Here is a 15,157-nt window from a genome sequence, read left to right as displayed (position 1 = left end):
ACCCGTTTGATATTGATTCAATGAACTGAGCCCGAGCAGAACGCCGATTTTTAGATGTGTTTGATCGCACGAAGAGCATCAACCAAATCGGCGTTTTTGTTTCTGTGTTTCCCGGGATTCCGTGACGAACCTTTTTTGCGCGGGGGCAATTGAATCAAAACCGCGTCGAGAGTGTAACGAAGGCGCTGCGCGGCGTTCCCACTTGCAGTATTTGCAAGTCTCCATTCGGGTCGGCGGCCGCACTGGCATCGGTGTTCAGCGTTGAGATGTAGCGTTTGTCGAACAGGTTGATCGCGTTCAATGACACCGACGTGTCCTTCAGCCCCGCGAATGCACCCAAGTCGTACGCCATGCTCGCATTGGCCAGCCAGTAAGCGGGCACGCTCTGGTCATTGGTGTAAGTGTAATAACGCTTGGCCATGTAACTCCCCTGCAGGCCCGCGCTCCAGCGGTTCCAGTTCCAGTCCACGCTGCTGGAGTACATAATTTTGGGGGTATCGACGACCGTTTTACCTTTTACATTCACCGTCTGCGCGTTGCTGGTGTAGTTGTCATTGTAAGTACTGTGGTTGTACGAGAGCGAGTTGGACCAGCGCCAATGTTCGTCAGGCATTAATGCAAAGGCGAACTCGGCGCCTCGGCTGGTCACCGAGCCCACGTTGGCCACGCCATTGGCGCAGATCACGATACCGGTGCAGTTGGCGATAGCGATCAGGCGGTTGTCGAACTGGGTGTTATAGGCTGTGGCCGAGGCAATGTAGTGTTGGGTCGTGCGTCGAACACCCACTTCAACCGTCTTCGAGGTTTCCGGCTTCAGGCCATGAAAGCCGTTGAGCGCGTCTACCGTTGTCTGGGTAGTGCTGAAGGGGCTGTAGGCGCCGGACGGGAACGCCGACATGTTCTCCGAGTAAGAAGCAAACACCTCGTCCTGGTCATTCAACTTGTACGTCGCGCCCATCTGAGGCAGGAAGTGATCACTGGCTTGCAACGATCCGCTGGCGTAGCCGCCCGCCTTGCCTACCGCGGTGGTGTTGGTCACGCTGCTTTTGGCGCCGAACTCAAGTTTTAAGCGGTCGTCCATTAACGTGTAGGTATCGCGTAAATAGAACTGACGCGTCAGGTCGTTGTACGACTGATCGAATACGGTGGCCGACACTGCGTAATCATTGGTGGTGACGATATGGTTCTGTGGCGAGTGCCCGGTGGTGTCGTAGATGTAGCGGCTTATATCGTTCTTGTTGGACTGGATCCAGAACCCGCCCTCGATCTCGTGCTGGCCGAGGAACCAGGTGAGTGAGGTCTGAAAACCACTTCGGTCGATCCCGTATTTAGTGCTGCGCAACGAGTTGGCGGGCACTATTGTGGTCCCGGTATTGTAGGTGAACGGGTAGTACGAGTTGCCATAACCGGAGTTATGGTGATGGTAAACGGTGGTATCCAGCACAAGGTTATCTGACAGGCTGAAATTGCCGTTCAGAATATCCAGCTCGTCGTAGCGCAAGCTGCTGGCGTTGTAGACACCTTCTGAAGCGCTTTTGACGCCGCCGCTATAGATACCATTGGCGGCATTCACCGCGCGGGTCCAGTCGGGGGTGTAATAGGTGTATTTGTAGCCCAGCCGCTCCAGCATGCCCTTGGACAGCGACAGCAGGTTGGCCTCTTCATGGTCTGAGGTGCTGTGGAAGAAGCTGACGCGGTTATCACCGAACTTATACACAACCTTGGCGTTTATCGCGTCGGACTTCTGCGGGTTGTCATTGCCCTTCCAGGCGTCAGCGTCGTATTTTTCACCCGAGACATACGCCGACAAGCCGTTGTATTCACCGGTATCAACACGCAAAAACGTGCGATTAGTGGCGTAGCTGCCGAGGGTCTGCGACAACCGCCCACCGAACTCTTTATCCGGGTCGGCGGTGGTTAGCTGGATGGTCCCGCCCAAGTCGCTGTTCGACGCGGTGCCCAGCGAACCGATACCCGCGGCAACCACCGTAGAACCGACGTTTTCCGGGATCACCGCGCGCGAGATGCTCAGCCCGTTGTAGTTGCCGAAACTCATATTGCCCAGGGTTACGCCGTCCAGGGTGTAGCCCAAGTGGTGCATATCGAAACCGCGCAAACTTATGCGCTGGCTGCCCTCTTCACGCCCTAACGGGTCGCCGGACTGGAAGTTCACGCCCGACATGCTCTGCAAGGTTTTCAGCGGGTTGGTACCGGCGGCGTAGCGTTTTACGGTGGTTTCATCAACACGCTGAACCTGGCGCGTTTCGCCCTGGCCGATCACAGACACCGTGCCAAGGGTGGGCGCTGCTGTCGAGGCGGGGGCATCGGTGCTGTCTGCCGCCTGGGCCATCGCACTGACGAGTCCAAGCGCACAAAATGGCACCCAGAATTTGACGGCTACCTGCAAGCGCGCTGGCTTGCATGGAGTGTATTTCGTGCTCATCGACAGCCTTCCTCAGAAAGTAGAAGTACCAACGTGTTTGCCTTGGGCGGTGTGTGCGGAAAGGTATCCGCTGGGGAGGCATATTAATACACTTATTGTGTAGTAATTATTACCGGCGCTGTGACCGCAAAGGTGAGGCGTAGCTTCCTGGCAGGCCTGGTTGTTGGACGAGGGCTAGCCGAACGCGATAAACGTGGTTTACTTTTGGTCGAGAGTGTCGTTAAGGGGCAAGCGCGTGTGCAGATTAAATTCGCTCGAAGCAGACCTGATGCGCGTCATACAGAACAACTTCCCTATCACCGTCGCCGCGGTAGAGATCATTACCAAAGGCGTAAACTACACAGTCAGAGTGACTAGCAATACGACGTACTACTTAAAAATATTTTCCCCTTCAAGAAGCCCGGCCGACCTCTCGTTTGAGTTGTCCGTGATGGATACCCTCAGGGCGAATAATATCGGCGTAGCAACGGTCGTCCGCTCACGTCAAGGCGCGGCCTGCGTTGCAATCAAACTGGCTGGCGAAACCAGACTGGCTATCTTGTATAACAATGTTGGCGGTCGACCTTTAACAAACAACAGCGCTGATATATTTTCATATACGAGCACACTTGCCGAGCTGCACAACCTGCCAACCACTGATATTTCGCAGCGTGCCCCGCGCATTCTGTGCCTGGAAAAAGAATGCAGCAGAATCCAGAAAAGCCTGAAAAGCACCTCGGCTATACCTGCGCCTATGCGTTCAAAAATTGCCCGCAACTGCCGTTCAATTCAGGACCAGGCTTTACACGACTGTGCAGTGTTGTGCCATGGCGACGCCTGGCTAGGCAATGCTAAATACGCAGACGGGCGCGTTTATTTTATTGACTTTGAAGACGCCCTGTTTGCAAACAGAAATTTCGACTTGGGCGCGATGGCCTATTCACTCACGGCCAGAGATTGCAACATCAATCCATGCATTCATTGGTTATTGCAGGGCTACAACAGTCGCTCCGCCACTAGCGCGACGTTAAACACCATCAAACCATATATTCAATTACGCTCACTCGCGGTGTGTTGCTTCCTGCTTGGGCACACACGTATGGACGAGCAACTTATACCTACGCTATTGAACCGTGTTGAATACTTCATGGGCGATAAGTTCGAGGCTGACATTGAGTGTATGCGCGCAAATGAGCCCTGCAGAAACCCACATCCGTTCACGAAATATTAAGAATCGCCTACCTATACTAGCCGATTGCCTAGGCCGTTCCCCCGAGCGGTCTCTTGCCTCGGTAGCCAGAACCATGATGCGTCCCGCTCCTCTGCTGCTCCTTCTCGCTGGTGTGTTGTTCTTCTTTGCGCTGGGTAGCCATCAACTGCAAGGCTCCACCGAAGCCCGCGTCGCCGGGATTGCCATGGCCATGCACTTGGACAATGACTGGGTGATCCCGCGTTTGTTTGGTGAGCCCTTCCTGGAAAAACCACCGCTGAGCCTATGGCTGGATGCCGGCGCCATTCGCCTGTTTGGCGCAACGACCTGGGCCGTGCGCTTGGCGTCGGCGTTTGCGGGGCTAATCAGTGTGATGCTGTTTTACGCAATGCTGCGCACATTCGGGCGGCCGAAGACGATGGCGTTTTGCGCATCGTTGATGCTGGCGACCATGGCCAGTTACTGGGGCAATGTGCGCGGTGTGGGTGAAGATTCGCTGCTCAGCCTGGGCGTGACCACGGCGCTGCTGGCGTTCTACCAGGCCGTACGGCCCGAGTCTGAGCGCCAAGGCTCCAACGCTTGGGCGTGGGCGTTGTTTACCGCAGGCATGGCCATCGCCACCTTGAGCAAAGGTGTGCTGGGCCTGGCGATGCCGGGCATTGTGATTTTTGTGTACCTGGCCTGCACCAGCGTGATGGATAAACGCGTGCGCCTCGGCGACTGGCTTAAGCCCGCTGTGTTCACCTTGCTGGCACTCGCGCCGCTGCTGATCTGGCTGGGCTTTCTGTTTGAGCGCGGCGGCCTGCAGGCTGTTGCCGAAGTGCTGTGGACCAACAGCGTCGGGCGCTTCAGCGGCTCGTTTGTAGAAGCAGGGCATTACGAGCCCTTCTATTACTACCTGCTGAAACTGCCGGAAGCCTTTCTGCCGTGGAACATTCTGGTGTACCTGGGCCTGTGGCACTTCCGCAAAAGCCTGGTGCGTAACCGCTACCGGCTGTTCTTCAGTGTATGGCTGGTGGCGCAATTCACCCTGCTGACCCTGGCCTCAAGCAAGCGCGTGGTGTACTTGATGGCAATGACGCCCGCCGCCGCCGTGCTCGCTGCGGAATATGCCGGGGTGCTGTTGGCGTGGTTCAAGGCGCACAAACCGGCGCTGTACCGCTACCACCGGGGCGCAATCGTCGGCGCGTTCACCCTGGCAATCCTCAGCTACATGACGGCCGCGTTCTGGTTTGCACCCAAAGCCGACAAACGTGAGTCGTTCGTGCCAGTGATCAGCCAGGCCAAAACCTTTCAAACCGAAGGCAGAGACGTGGTGATGTACCGGCCCAACGAGCGTATAGCCGGGGCCAGCGTGTTCTACCTGCAGGCGCACTTGCCGATGCTGCAAAACGAAGCTGAGTTGCGCAGTTTTCTCAGCGCCAAGCCCGGCAACGTCGCGCTGCTGGATAACACTGAACAACTGAGTGAGAAGGTCAGCGTGATCAAACAGATGGCAATCGGTCGCCAGCCTTACTACTTCGTCGAGCAGTAAGGCCGGCGCAAGGCATCAGTGCTTGGTCAGCTTGTCGAGGTAACCCATGGCGAACGCCGAGACCACAAAGGTCATGTGGATGATCACGTACCACATCAAATGCTGCGGATCGACGTTCTTGGCGTCCATGAAGATACGCAGCAGGTGAATCGACGAAATCGCCACGATGGACGCCGCCACTTTCATCTTCAGCGACGAAGAATCCATAGTGCCCAGCCAGTTGAGCTTTTCTTTGCTCTCATCGATGTCCAGTTGCGAGACAAAGTTCTCGTAGCCGGAAATCATCACCATCACCAGCAAGCCGCCGACCAGTGCCATGTCGATCAACGACAGCAGCACCAGGATCAGTTCCGACTCGGCCATCGAGAACACACTCGGCAGCAGGTGAATCACTTCCTGAAAGAATTTAAGCGCCAGCGCCAGCAACCCCAGGGACAAGCCGAAATAGATCGGCGCCAGCAGCCAACGCGAGGCGTACATAGCATTTTCGATAAAGCGTTCCATTGGAATCTCACACAGCGAGGCTAAAAAAGGCCGCGAGTATACCAGCCGCTATGAAACACCTGTAACCGCTACCTTTAACCTGCATAAAACTGACCTTGCCGGCATCTGTAATAAGATTTTTCTGCTAGTGTCGAAGCCATCAAATCAGCTCGATGCTGTTGAACAGGAAGACCCAGATGACGGATGTGCGATCCCCTTTGGCCAGTATCGGCCTGTGCGCGGTGTTGCTGATGGTCAGCGGCTGCTCGCCCAAAGAAGAGCAGAAACAGGCAACCCTTCAAGAGAAAACCGCGAAGTTCGAACAGTCGCTCGACGCCATACAAGACCCCAAGCTCAGAGACGCCATCGCCGACCTCGGCGGCTCGCTGCTGTTGTTGGAACGGGCGCGGGCCCGGCTGGCGACCAAGCCTGTCGAAGCCGAATACGGCGAAGACAGCCTGGCCTTGCTCAAGCACTACCCTACGCCGCAATCCTTGGTCGACACGTACATCAATGGCCTGTTCGTACTGCGCAAACCCTCGCACTCCGACTACCTGACCGATTTGCAGCCGGTGTTCCCGTTCAGCTTCAACACACCCGACCAATTCCCGTTTCCACATGGGCTGGAATGGCAGTCGGTGACGCTGAGCAATAACAAAGTGATCCCGTTCCAGCCGGAATGGTCGGAAACCGACCCCGGTATCCAACTGAGCCCGAGCAGCTCCAACCTGACCAACCCCGATGACCTGACGGTGACCTACCCGTTCATCGAAGGTGTCGAGACCGAGAACAAGAGCCAGCCACAGCCCGTCAGCCTCAAGGGCGCGGTCGAAGTGGTTGCGCCCGGCAGAGTGCTGACGTTCGACGTGTCGAAAAAAGACGTGGGCCACACACGCACCGAGGGCAATATCACCCTCAAGTTGCTGCTGCTTGAGAAAAACTACGCCGAAATCGAGCTGACCAACAGCGAGCCGCTGGCCCCGGAAGTCGGCGACGAGTCGCCCAACCCCTTGCTGGTGCAGGCACGCGACAGCACCGGGCAATTTCTGACCCGCTCAGGCTCAATTAACGAGAACGCCGCACAAGTGGCGTTTTACCAGAAACAATTGGCCGACATGCAAAAGCAGACCGCCTGGTCGGAGGCGTTTGAAAAACAACTGACCGACGAGCGAAAAGCCTTCGAGCACACGCAAAGCAGCCATTACGCCAAGGTGTACTTCAATGGCCTGATCGACAACCTGCAGGTCGACGTACTGGACTTTTCAAAGGCCACGCTGACGCACAAGGACCTCGACCTGCCGGTGCTGCGTTTCGACAAGAACAGCCTGCAAAACACCGTACAAGCCCTGCCGATGCCGGTCACGGTGTACGACGACGGCGCCGCCAGTTGGCTCAAAGACGCTGCGATGACCGAGGAGCAGCTGAAAAAAAGCGTGACCATCAGCCAGTCAACCGAAGACGCCAGCGCTGCGAAAATCGTGTTCGACCACCCCTTTACCTTCAATGACGACTTGGTGGGCGCCGAGCGCAACAACAGCGATGCGCCTATCACGTTCTTCACGGCAGACGACAAGGGCCAACGCGGTGAGCCTATCGAGCTGCCGGCCGAGGCCTTTGAGTTGAACGCTGCCAGCGGCACGCTCACGTACGACCTCAACCTGTTCCCGGAAAACCCCGCCTTTGTGGTGGGCTCGGTGCCGTTGTTTCTGGCCACCATCAACAAAGCCACGATTGACGTGAGCAAGCTGCCCAAAGGCCTGTCGCTGAAAGACAACGCGCTGATCGTCGATCAAAAAGACTTCCCCGCCGACAGTTGGCGCTTCTACGCCAAAGACGCCAGCGGCAACTACCTCAAAGAGATCCTTGGCGTTAGCCATCGCGCCGAGGAATACGGCACGGCGCTGTTTGATGTGCATTATTTCTACGGCCAGCCAAGCAGCCTGGAAAGTTACCAGCGTACCGACCTGGATACCGTGCAATACGGTTTTGAAGTGAAGCTGGACAAGCCTGAAAGCAAATAACGCTCAGGCTATGGCGACAGAGAGACGCGTAGCGTCCAGGGCGGCATTCCCACGCAGAGCATGGGAATGCTGTTTTTCAGTGGTGAGTATCGCTGAGCGCTGGCGAGCGCGCGCGGTTGAGGCAGCGCAGATGTGCTTGCAGGTGCAGGCACCAGATTGGCGGGTCGTCGGCTTGCGCATAACCGTGCCGGGTCAGGCTGTCGACGATTGACTCAAGCATACTTTCTGCGCCGAAAGGCCCATGAAACGGGCCTTGTGACTTGATCGCGGAAGGCTGTTCGCCGGTCATTCCGGCGGCGAACAACAGCGTCCACAGCCCGTTATCCCCCGCGAGAGGGCGAATGCAGCATTCGATACGGGTGACCAGGCCCAGGCACTGGCGGGTAAGGCAAAGGTTGCGCGGCACGGCGGCGACCCTCGGTAAGCTGGCTCTAGCCTTTAATCAAAGAATAGGGGAAAACTGCGACAAGCCAAGGCCGCAGGGACCAACGGGCGTCGGCCCCTGTGGTGATAGCCAATGTGTGGTGAGTGAACCCACTCACCACAGCAAGCAGGCCCGCCGACGTCAGCTTGGCTGGGCTTGCGCCAGCGCCTGTTGCGCCAGCTCCTTTTCGGCTTCCTTCAGGTCTTCCTCACTGATCATCTCGGCAATCGCGCGCAAACGCTCTACCACGCGGGCGTTCACGGTGCCCTCCGGGAACTGCCCTTCGGCGTCCGGCTCACCGGCAGGCTCACCCACCAACAGGCTCAACGCCTCATCCGCCTGACGCACGGCGTAAATGTGGAACTGCCCGTCGCGAACCGCCTGCAGCACCTTCTCGTCGAGCATCAACGTGTTGACATTGGCTTGCGGAATAATCGCCCCTTGCTCGCCGGTCAACCCGCGCGCTTCGCACAGGCGGAAGAAGCCTTCGATCTTCTCGTTAACCCCACCCACCGCCTGCACTTCACCAAACTGGTTGATCGAACCGGTGATGGCAAAACACTGCTTGAGCGGCGTCTTCGACAGCGCCGAAATCAATGTGCACGCTTCGCCCAACGACGCACTGTCACCGTCCACGTAACCGTAGGACTGCTCCAGCGCGATGCTCGCCGAAATCGCCAGCGGGAATTCCTGGGCATAGCGGCTGCCCAGGTAACCGGTGAGGATCATCACGCCCTTGGAGTGAATCGGCTGGCCGAGGTTAACTTCACGTTCGATGTCGACAATGCCGCTGCCGCCCGGGTACACCGTGGCGGAAATACGCGCCGGCACGCCAAACGCCGAATCACCGACCTCCAGCACCGTCAGCCCGTTGCACTTGCCCACGGCCGCACCGGCTGTGTCGATGAGGATGACGCCGGCGAGCATGTCGTCGAGAATCCGCGCCGACACACGCCCGGTGCGCGTGGCCTTGGCCTTCAGCGCGCGCTCGATATGCCCGGCGTCAGTCATCTCGTCGCCGGCCAGGTGGCGAATAAAATCCGCCTCGCTGACCAGTTGGAACAAGTCGCCAATGCGCGCCGACAAACGGCCCTGATGTTCCGCCAGGCGTGCGCTGTACGTCGCCAACCGCGCCACCGCGTCCGAGGTCAGCGGCGCCATGCCTTCTTCCGAAGTACGGGTTTTGAGCAACTGGGCGAACTGCTCCAGGCTTTCGTCGACCATCGGGATGTCTTCGTCGAAATCCACCAGTACGCGGAACATCTCCTGGAAGTCCGGATCGGCGTCTTGCAACGCGTAGTAAAGCTGGCGCGAGCCGATGATGATGACCTTGACCTGCAACGCAATCATCTGCGGGTTGAGGGTCACGGTGGCCAAACGGCCCAGCTCGCCCAGTGGCGATTCCATCTTGAGTTTGCGCGACTGCAACGAGCGCTTGAGCGCGTCCCACACAAACGGCTCGCTGAGCATTTTTTCGGCTTCAAGAATCAGGAAGCCGCCATTGGCACGGTGCAAAGCGCCAGGGCGCAACTGGCGGTACGTGGTGTAAAGCGCGCCCTGGTCGGTGCTGTATTCGATACGGCCGAACAGGTTGTCGTAGGTCGGGTGGGGCTCAAACACCACCGGCGCGCCGCCGTTGACCGGGTGGCCCACCACCAGGCTCGGGCAGTATTGCTCTTCCAGCAACTTGCGCGCCTGCGCGTCGGTCTTGGCGTCGTCCACCAATTGCTCGACCACGGTTTTGAGAAGGTACACCTGCATGGCTTGCAGATAGCCGCAAACACCGGCGTTTTCTGCGTACTTTTCCGACAATGGCGCCAACAAAGGTTGCAGGGCCAGGGTGATGGTTTCTTCGTTGAACTGGCGCAGTTGGTTGTTCGACTCACGTTTCCACTGCGGCAGGCTCGCCAGTTCTTCGTTGAGGCGCTCCTCCAGCTCGGAAATGTCGCTGTGGAAGCGCTCGCGATCGGCCTCCGGCAGTTGCGAAAACTCCGCTTCGTCCAGCGCCTTGCCCTCAAGCATCGGGGTGAAGGCGATGTTGGAGCTGTCGCGGTACAGCGCCACGTCTTTTTCCAGGGCCAGGCGCTCGATCACGTCCAGGGCCTTGTCGTAACGCTGGTTGAAGGCGCGGTCGATGGCGCTTTTGCGTTGTTGATACGTCGGGTGTTCAAACACCGCCGGGAAGGTCGCGACCAAGTTGTCGACCAAACCGTTGATGTCGGCGATGAACGCCGCCGCGCAGCCGCCTGGCAATTCCAGCGCGCGCGGTTCACGCGGCTCATCAAAATTATTCACGTAGACCCAGTCCGACGGGGTCTGCAGGCGCTTACCTTCGGCTTTCAGGTAGCGTTTAACGAACGAAAAGCGGCCGGTACCGGGCTCGCCCATCACAAACACGTTGTAACCGGGGCGTGGCATGGCCACACCGAACTGCAAGGCTTCAACCGCACGTTCCTGGCCAAGCACACCGCGAAAGGGCTCCAAATCATTGGTGGTCGAGAAGCTGAACTGTTCAGCGGAAAAAGGGCGAGTCAGCGCTTCGGGCGCTAGACGCAAGCTGGCAGCAACAGGATCAGGCATCGGGCTTCCTTACATCAGGCGGGGCAGATAACGGCATTCTGGCTCTCGGTTACGCGCTCTGGCAAGGCGCGCTTTTTGGTAAAGCGCAGACACGGCATGCGTCTTACAAAAAAATCGCGATAACACTGATTGTTTTATAAAAAATAACGGAACCCAAGGAACCTGCCTAAACTCCAAATTGCGCGGGCTGGACTAATAACCGGCCCCTAGGGCGCTACGAAGCGCCTGAACCCCTTGTCCATTGGTTTGCACACTAAGAGAACAAAGCTATGAAACGGATCCTTCTTGGTACTCTCTTCACCGTTGTCTCCCTCAATGCAATGGCAGAATCACCAGGTGGCCCGAACTGCGGTTGGGGCAACATGTTGTTCGAAGGCCAGCGCGGCACTCCGGCTCACTTCCTCGCTTCCACCACCAACGGCACCTCGGGTAACGCCACCTTCGGCATGACCTCTGGCACCAACGGTTGCAGCACCAACAGCGCCCTGACCTACGGCGGCAAGTCCTGGATTGCCATGAATGGCATGATGAACGAGCTGTCTGAAGACATGGCCAAAGGCAATGGCGAAGCGCTGACCACCTACGCGGTGGTACTGGGCGTTGCACCGGAAGACCGCGAGCACTTTGCGGCCGTGACTCACGAGCACTTCCAGCAAATCTTCAGCAAAGCTGACGTGACCGCTGATGACGTGCACAACAACACCCTGGCAGTACTGAAAAGTGACACCCGCCTGGCGAAATACGCTACTCAGGCTTAAGCTCGACCCGCCCGCGCCCTCCAGGGCGCGGGTTTTATTTTTGGGCCCGCCTCCCCTTTGGGTCTCACTTTTTCCGACTTAAGTTGCCCCTATGCTCAAACGCTTTGCCTGGTTGGCACTCCTCGGCTGCGCCCCGCTGTACGCGGCCCCGCAAATTGATGATCAACGTTTGCAGCACTTGGCCAACGACCCGTTCTGGCTGTCTTTGGGCCATTATGAAGCTGGCAAAATAAGTGGCTGGCGCAGCTATGTCAGCGACAAGAAGTTTTTCCTCGCCGCCGAGGGTGCTCACCACCCGGACGCCGAACTCAAGGCCACCGTCGAAGCGCTATACGCTCCGGTCAGCCAGGGCGAAAAACACGCCCAATGCGTCTACCCCGCACGTACCCGCTGGCTCAAGGATCAGTTACACCTGACCGACCTGCCCGCCGTGGACTGCAAAGAATTCAAGCAATGGTTCAAGGACGTCGCGCCGCACAGCGCGGTGATGATCTTCCCGGCGGCCTACCTCAATAGCCCGTCGTCGATGTTCGGCCACACGCTGCTGCGCATCGACCAGGCCGACGTGCAAAGCAACAAGACCGCCCTGCTCAGCTACGCAATCAACTTCGGCGCCTACATCGAGGGTTCCGACAACAGCATTCTTTACGCCTGGAAAGGCCTGATGGGCGGTTATCCCGGCCTGTTTGCGCTGGTGCCTTACCAGGAAAAACTCTCGGAATACCGAAGCCTCGAAAACCGTGACCTGTGGGAATACCGCCTTAACCTCACGCAGGTCGAGACCGAGCGCATGGTTGAGCACGTGTGGGAGCTGAAGCAGGTCCAGTTCGATTATTTTTTCTTCGACGAAAACTGCTCTTACCGCCTGCTGGAACTGCTGCAAGTGGCCCGGCCCAGCCTGCGCTTGACTGAGCAATTCCCGCTGACCGCGATTCCGACCGACACAGTAAAAGCCGTGAAAGAAGCCGGTTTGGTCGAGAAGATCGACTACCGCCCTTCGCGTGAGCGCGAATTGTTGGAGCGCGCCAAACCGCTGCAAAGTGATGAACAACAGTGGGTGCTGAAAATCAGCGATGACCAGAAGCAATTGCAGGAGCCAGCTTTCAAAGCCCTGCCCCGCGAGCGTCAGGCGCTGATTATCGATGCGGCTTACCGCCTCGGCCGCTACCGCGCCAATGGCCTGGAGCGCGACACCGAACGCTCCCAGCGCAGCTTCGAACTGCTGCGCGCGATCAATCAGAACCCCGCGCCCGACCTAAAAATTGAACAGCCCGGCCTGCCCGAGAACGGCCACGAATCACGCACCTGGCAAGCCGGCATCGGCACGCGTGGCGACAAAGCTTTCGGTGAATACGGCCTGCGCATGGCCTACCACGACCTCAACGACAACGCCGAAGGCTTCCCGCTGGGCGCGCAGATCGAAATTCTGCAAATGAAACTGCGCCAGTACGAAGGCAATCGCTGGCAATTGCAGCAACTGGACCTCGCCACCATTCGCTCGCTGACGCCGCGCAACGCCCTGCTGCAACCCTGGTCATGGCAAGTCACCGGCGGTTTGGAGCGCGTACCGGGCAAACACGACGACGAAACCCTGGTCGCCCACGTCAACGGCGGCGCTGGCGGCACCTGGCAACTGACCGACGACATGCTCGGCTTCGCCCTCGGCACCGTGCGCGTGGAACACAACAACGACTTCAGCGAAGCCATCTCCCCGGCCGCCGGGTTTAACACCGGCGTGCTGTGGAAAAACCCGCTGGGCAATTTGAGTCTGGAGGCCAAGGGCGACTTCTTCACCAATGGCGAAGTGCGCCGCAGTGTCAGCCTGAACCAGCAGTGGGAATTGTCGCGCAACCTCGGGCTGCGCCTGAGCGCCCAGCGCGAATACAGCCACCTTTCGACGCCAGTGAATGAAGTGATGCTCGAAGTGAAGTGGTATCACTACTAATCCGCACCTGTGACGCTCCGCGTCACGCACTCAAAGCGGATGCGTAGCATCCAGGGCAGCATTCCCACGCAGTGCGTGGGAATGATCGGAGCAGCCAACGTATTCCAATTGTGGCGAGCGGGCTGCTCGCCACAGTGAGGAGGTTGGTTGGCTTTATTTTGCGGGGGTCATTGCTTGGGTCAGGTCATCGACGACTGCTTTGCCCATCTCGCATAAAAAATGCGCCGCCCAGGCGTATTGTTCGCCGCGTACATCCATGGCGGCTTCCATGGCGAGTTTCTTGGAGTAGTAAAGCAGCGTGGAGGCGTGTTCCAGGGCTTCGCCGATGGGCATGCCCGAATTGACGCGGAACAGTGGCTTTTGGTTTTCGCCGTAGTCGCCGAAGGTGACAACGCCGAGGGTGGTGATTGAAGCCAGAGGTGGATCGGGAACGAGTTTGGTCATGGTGTTTCTCTTAGGTTAGGAAGAAGAAACTGCCAGACATGTCGCTAAACATGAAAAGGTGGCAGCTGTACGCGGGTTAGCGAACCGGTAACCTAGAAACCCGGTAGACCCGAAGGTCTCCCGCGCACAGCCGCCATAACACGATAAGGCAGACAAAAAATGCCAGCCAAAATAGTTGCGGAGGTCGTATCTACGTTTCTCGGGTCGCTAAACCCAATCGCTGTTTTGCAGCGACCCGAGGAGGCTAGACACTCAAACCCTACGGCGCAATAGCCCAGCGATTCTCTAGGAAACGTCCTGCAAGTTAAAGGGAATCGTCGCTGATGGCGCTTTAACCCAACACATTTCTCACTCCCCTTTCACACCGCTCCAACAAATCCTTATCTAGACTCCCCGTATAAGCCGTGAAACGGCCAGGGAGTACGCCATGTGGCGGTCTGCGGTAATGCTGTGTGCGGTGGTGTGGTTGTCGGGTTGCCAGTCAACCCATCAGGATTTGCTGGCCAAAGGTTACCCACCGGCGTTTGCCGATGGTTTTGATGATGGCTGTAGCAGCGGTCGCCAGGCCGCTGGGGTAATTACCGGCGAGTTTCGCAAGAACGTGCCGCGTTATCTGCAAGACCGTGTGTACGCCGAAGGCTGGGAAGATGGCTTTCGCCAGTGCAAAGCCATGCGCGAAAACGAAACGTTGCGCGACTACAAAGACAATCACTGGGACGACCGCGAGCGTGCCTGGCAGCATGAAAAAGACCGCGACGCAGGCAGGGCTTATCGCTCGCAATAACATTCATCGAAACTAAAGCGCGACGCACGTGGCCCAAACTCCATAGAAGGAGTACGTCATGAGCCGAGCTTTTGTAAATGAAGACAACGCCGCCGCCCAAGCCGATCAACCGGTGGAGCGTCAGGTCAGCGAGCAACCCAACCACCTGACCGCGCAAGGGTTGGCGCAGCTGCAGGCCAGGGTTGCGCAGTTGCAGCAGGCGCACAGCGCCGAATCCGCCAAGGGTGAGCAGGCCGACAAGCAGCGCCAGGCTGATCTTGAGCGGGATTTACGCTACTTCAACCAGCGTGTGCAGAGTGCGCAGGTGGTGGCGCCCGCCACGTCCACCGACAAGGTGCAGATTGGCAGTTGGATCACCTTCGCCAATGAACAGGATGAGCAGCAGCGCATTCAGTTGGTCGGTGAAGACCAGGCCGATGCCGGCGCGGGCCTGATCAATTGGGGCTCACCGCTGGGCCGCGCGTTGCTGGGTGCGCAGATTGGCGACGAGGTGCTGTGGAAACGGCCCGTCGGCGACCAATTGATCGAAGTGCTGCGTGTAGAGCCCGAGGC

At 58.0% G+C, this 15,157-nt stretch carries 12 protein-coding genes; 7 read left to right on the top strand and 5 right to left on the bottom strand.

Going from position 1 to position 15,157, the window contains the following annotated elements:
- Positions 1 to 154: 154 nt before the first annotated feature.
- Positions 155 to 2,443, bottom strand: a complete 2,289-nt coding sequence (locus tag F0169_RS22450; RefSeq protein WP_152747647.1) for a TonB-dependent receptor domain-containing protein — start codon at positions 2,441 to 2,443, stop codon at positions 155 to 157.
- Between the two features lie 268 nt (positions 2,444 to 2,711).
- Between F0169_RS22450 and F0169_RS22445 the strand changes: the two genes are divergently transcribed.
- Both F0169_RS22445 and F0169_RS22440 read left to right on the top strand, forming a co-directional pair.
- Positions 2,712 to 3,653, top strand: coding sequence for a phosphotransferase enzyme family protein (locus F0169_RS22445; protein ID WP_058415395.1), 942 nt, complete (start codon positions 2,712 to 2,714; stop codon positions 3,651 to 3,653).
- Between the two features lie 73 nt (positions 3,654 to 3,726).
- Positions 3,727 to 5,166 carry an ArnT family glycosyltransferase gene (locus F0169_RS22440; protein WP_152747646.1) on the top strand — a complete coding sequence of 480 codons (1,440 nt, stop codon included), beginning with the start codon at positions 3,727 to 3,729 and terminating at the stop codon, positions 5,164 to 5,166.
- 15 nt (positions 5,167 to 5,181) lie between these two features.
- Here the strand turns inward: F0169_RS22440 and F0169_RS22435 are convergent, their stop codons facing one another.
- Complete coding sequence (locus F0169_RS22435; protein WP_058415393.1) at positions 5,182 to 5,670, bottom strand: TIGR00645 family protein; 489 nt, start codon at positions 5,668 to 5,670, stop codon at positions 5,182 to 5,184.
- Positions 5,671 to 5,846: 176 nt separating this feature from the next.
- Here F0169_RS22435 and F0169_RS22430 point away from each other — a divergent pair, with 176 nt between their 5' ends.
- Positions 5,847 to 7,670 carry a hypothetical protein gene (locus F0169_RS22430; RefSeq protein ID WP_152747645.1) on the top strand — a complete coding sequence of 608 codons (1,824 nt, stop codon included), beginning with the start codon at positions 5,847 to 5,849 and terminating at the stop codon, positions 7,668 to 7,670.
- A 76-nt stretch (positions 7,671 to 7,746) separates the two neighbouring features.
- Here F0169_RS22430 and F0169_RS22425 read toward each other — a convergent pair whose 3' ends face one another.
- Together F0169_RS22425 and F0169_RS22420 are read right to left on the bottom strand one after the other, a co-directional pair.
- Complete coding sequence (locus tag F0169_RS22425) at positions 7,747 to 8,076, bottom strand: PA4575 family protein (protein WP_172979519.1); 330 nt, start codon at positions 8,074 to 8,076, stop codon at positions 7,747 to 7,749.
- Positions 8,077 to 8,235: 159 nt separating this feature from the next.
- The gene (locus F0169_RS22420) at positions 8,236 to 10,674 is read right to left on the bottom strand and encodes a Lon protease family protein (RefSeq protein WP_058415390.1); all 2,439 of its coding nucleotides are present in this window, start codon (positions 10,672 to 10,674) and stop codon (positions 8,236 to 8,238) included.
- 269 nt (positions 10,675 to 10,943) lie between these two features.
- Here F0169_RS22420 and F0169_RS22415 point away from each other — a divergent pair, with 269 nt between their 5' ends.
- A complete protein-coding gene (locus F0169_RS22415) occupies positions 10,944 to 11,432 on the top strand; it encodes a DUF3015 domain-containing protein (RefSeq protein WP_017139294.1) in 489 nt (162 codons plus the stop codon).
- Positions 11,433 to 11,523: 91 nt separating this feature from the next.
- Entirely contained in the window at positions 11,524 to 13,377 is a 1,854-nt protein-coding gene (locus F0169_RS22410) for an Lnb N-terminal periplasmic domain-containing protein (RefSeq protein WP_152747644.1), read from the top strand.
- Between the two features lie 153 nt (positions 13,378 to 13,530).
- Here F0169_RS22410 and F0169_RS22405 read toward each other — a convergent pair whose 3' ends face one another.
- On the bottom strand, positions 13,531 to 13,821 hold the full coding sequence (locus F0169_RS22405; RefSeq protein WP_099236497.1) for a DUF3077 domain-containing protein: 291 nt from the start codon (positions 13,819 to 13,821) through the stop codon (positions 13,531 to 13,533).
- 427 nt (positions 13,822 to 14,248) lie between these two features.
- Here F0169_RS22405 and F0169_RS22400 point away from each other — a divergent pair, with 427 nt between their 5' ends.
- A complete protein-coding gene (locus F0169_RS22400) occupies positions 14,249 to 14,605 on the top strand; it encodes a hypothetical protein (RefSeq protein ID WP_058415387.1) in 357 nt (118 codons plus the stop codon).
- A gap of 58 nt (positions 14,606 to 14,663) precedes the next feature.
- A partial coding sequence (locus F0169_RS22395; RefSeq protein WP_058415386.1) for a GreA/GreB family elongation factor occupies positions 14,664 to 15,157 on the top strand: 494 nt, incomplete at its 3' end.

The sequence above is a fragment of the Pseudomonas kitaguniensis genome (assembly GCF_009296165.1).
GTDB lineage: Bacteria > Pseudomonadota > Gammaproteobacteria > Pseudomonadales > Pseudomonadaceae > Aquipseudomonas > Aquipseudomonas kitaguniensis.
Note: the sequence above shows the minus strand (reverse complement) of the source record. Positions and strands in the feature narration are given on the sequence as shown.

What these genes read in the sequence shown, in the direction of transcription:
- F0169_RS22450 (WP_152747647.1), bottom strand. Translation starts at nt 2,443, where the DNA reads ATGAGCACGAAATACACTCCATGCAAGCCAGCGCGCTTGCAGGTAGCC.
- F0169_RS22445 (WP_058415395.1), top strand. Translation starts at nt 2,712, where the DNA reads ATGCGCGTCATACAGAACAACTTCCCTATCACCGTCGCCGCGGTAGAG.
- F0169_RS22440 (WP_152747646.1), top strand. Translation starts at nt 3,727, where the DNA reads ATGATGCGTCCCGCTCCTCTGCTGCTCCTTCTCGCTGGTGTGTTGTTC.
- F0169_RS22435 (WP_058415393.1), bottom strand. Translation starts at nt 5,670, where the DNA reads ATGGAACGCTTTATCGAAAATGCTATGTACGCCTCGCGTTGGCTGCTG.
- F0169_RS22430 (WP_152747645.1), top strand. Translation starts at nt 5,847, where the DNA reads ATGACGGATGTGCGATCCCCTTTGGCCAGTATCGGCCTGTGCGCGGTG.
- F0169_RS22420 (WP_058415390.1), bottom strand. Translation starts at nt 10,674, where the DNA reads ATGCCTGATCCTGTTGCTGCCAGCTTGCGTCTAGCGCCCGAAGCGCTG.
- F0169_RS22415 (WP_017139294.1), top strand. Translation starts at nt 10,944, where the DNA reads ATGAAACGGATCCTTCTTGGTACTCTCTTCACCGTTGTCTCCCTCAAT.
- F0169_RS22410 (WP_152747644.1), top strand. Translation starts at nt 11,524, where the DNA reads ATGCTCAAACGCTTTGCCTGGTTGGCACTCCTCGGCTGCGCCCCGCTG.
- F0169_RS22405 (WP_099236497.1), bottom strand. Translation starts at nt 13,821, where the DNA reads ATGACCAAACTCGTTCCCGATCCACCTCTGGCTTCAATCACCACCCTC.
- F0169_RS22400 (WP_058415387.1), top strand. Translation starts at nt 14,249, where the DNA reads ATGTGGCGGTCTGCGGTAATGCTGTGTGCGGTGGTGTGGTTGTCGGGT.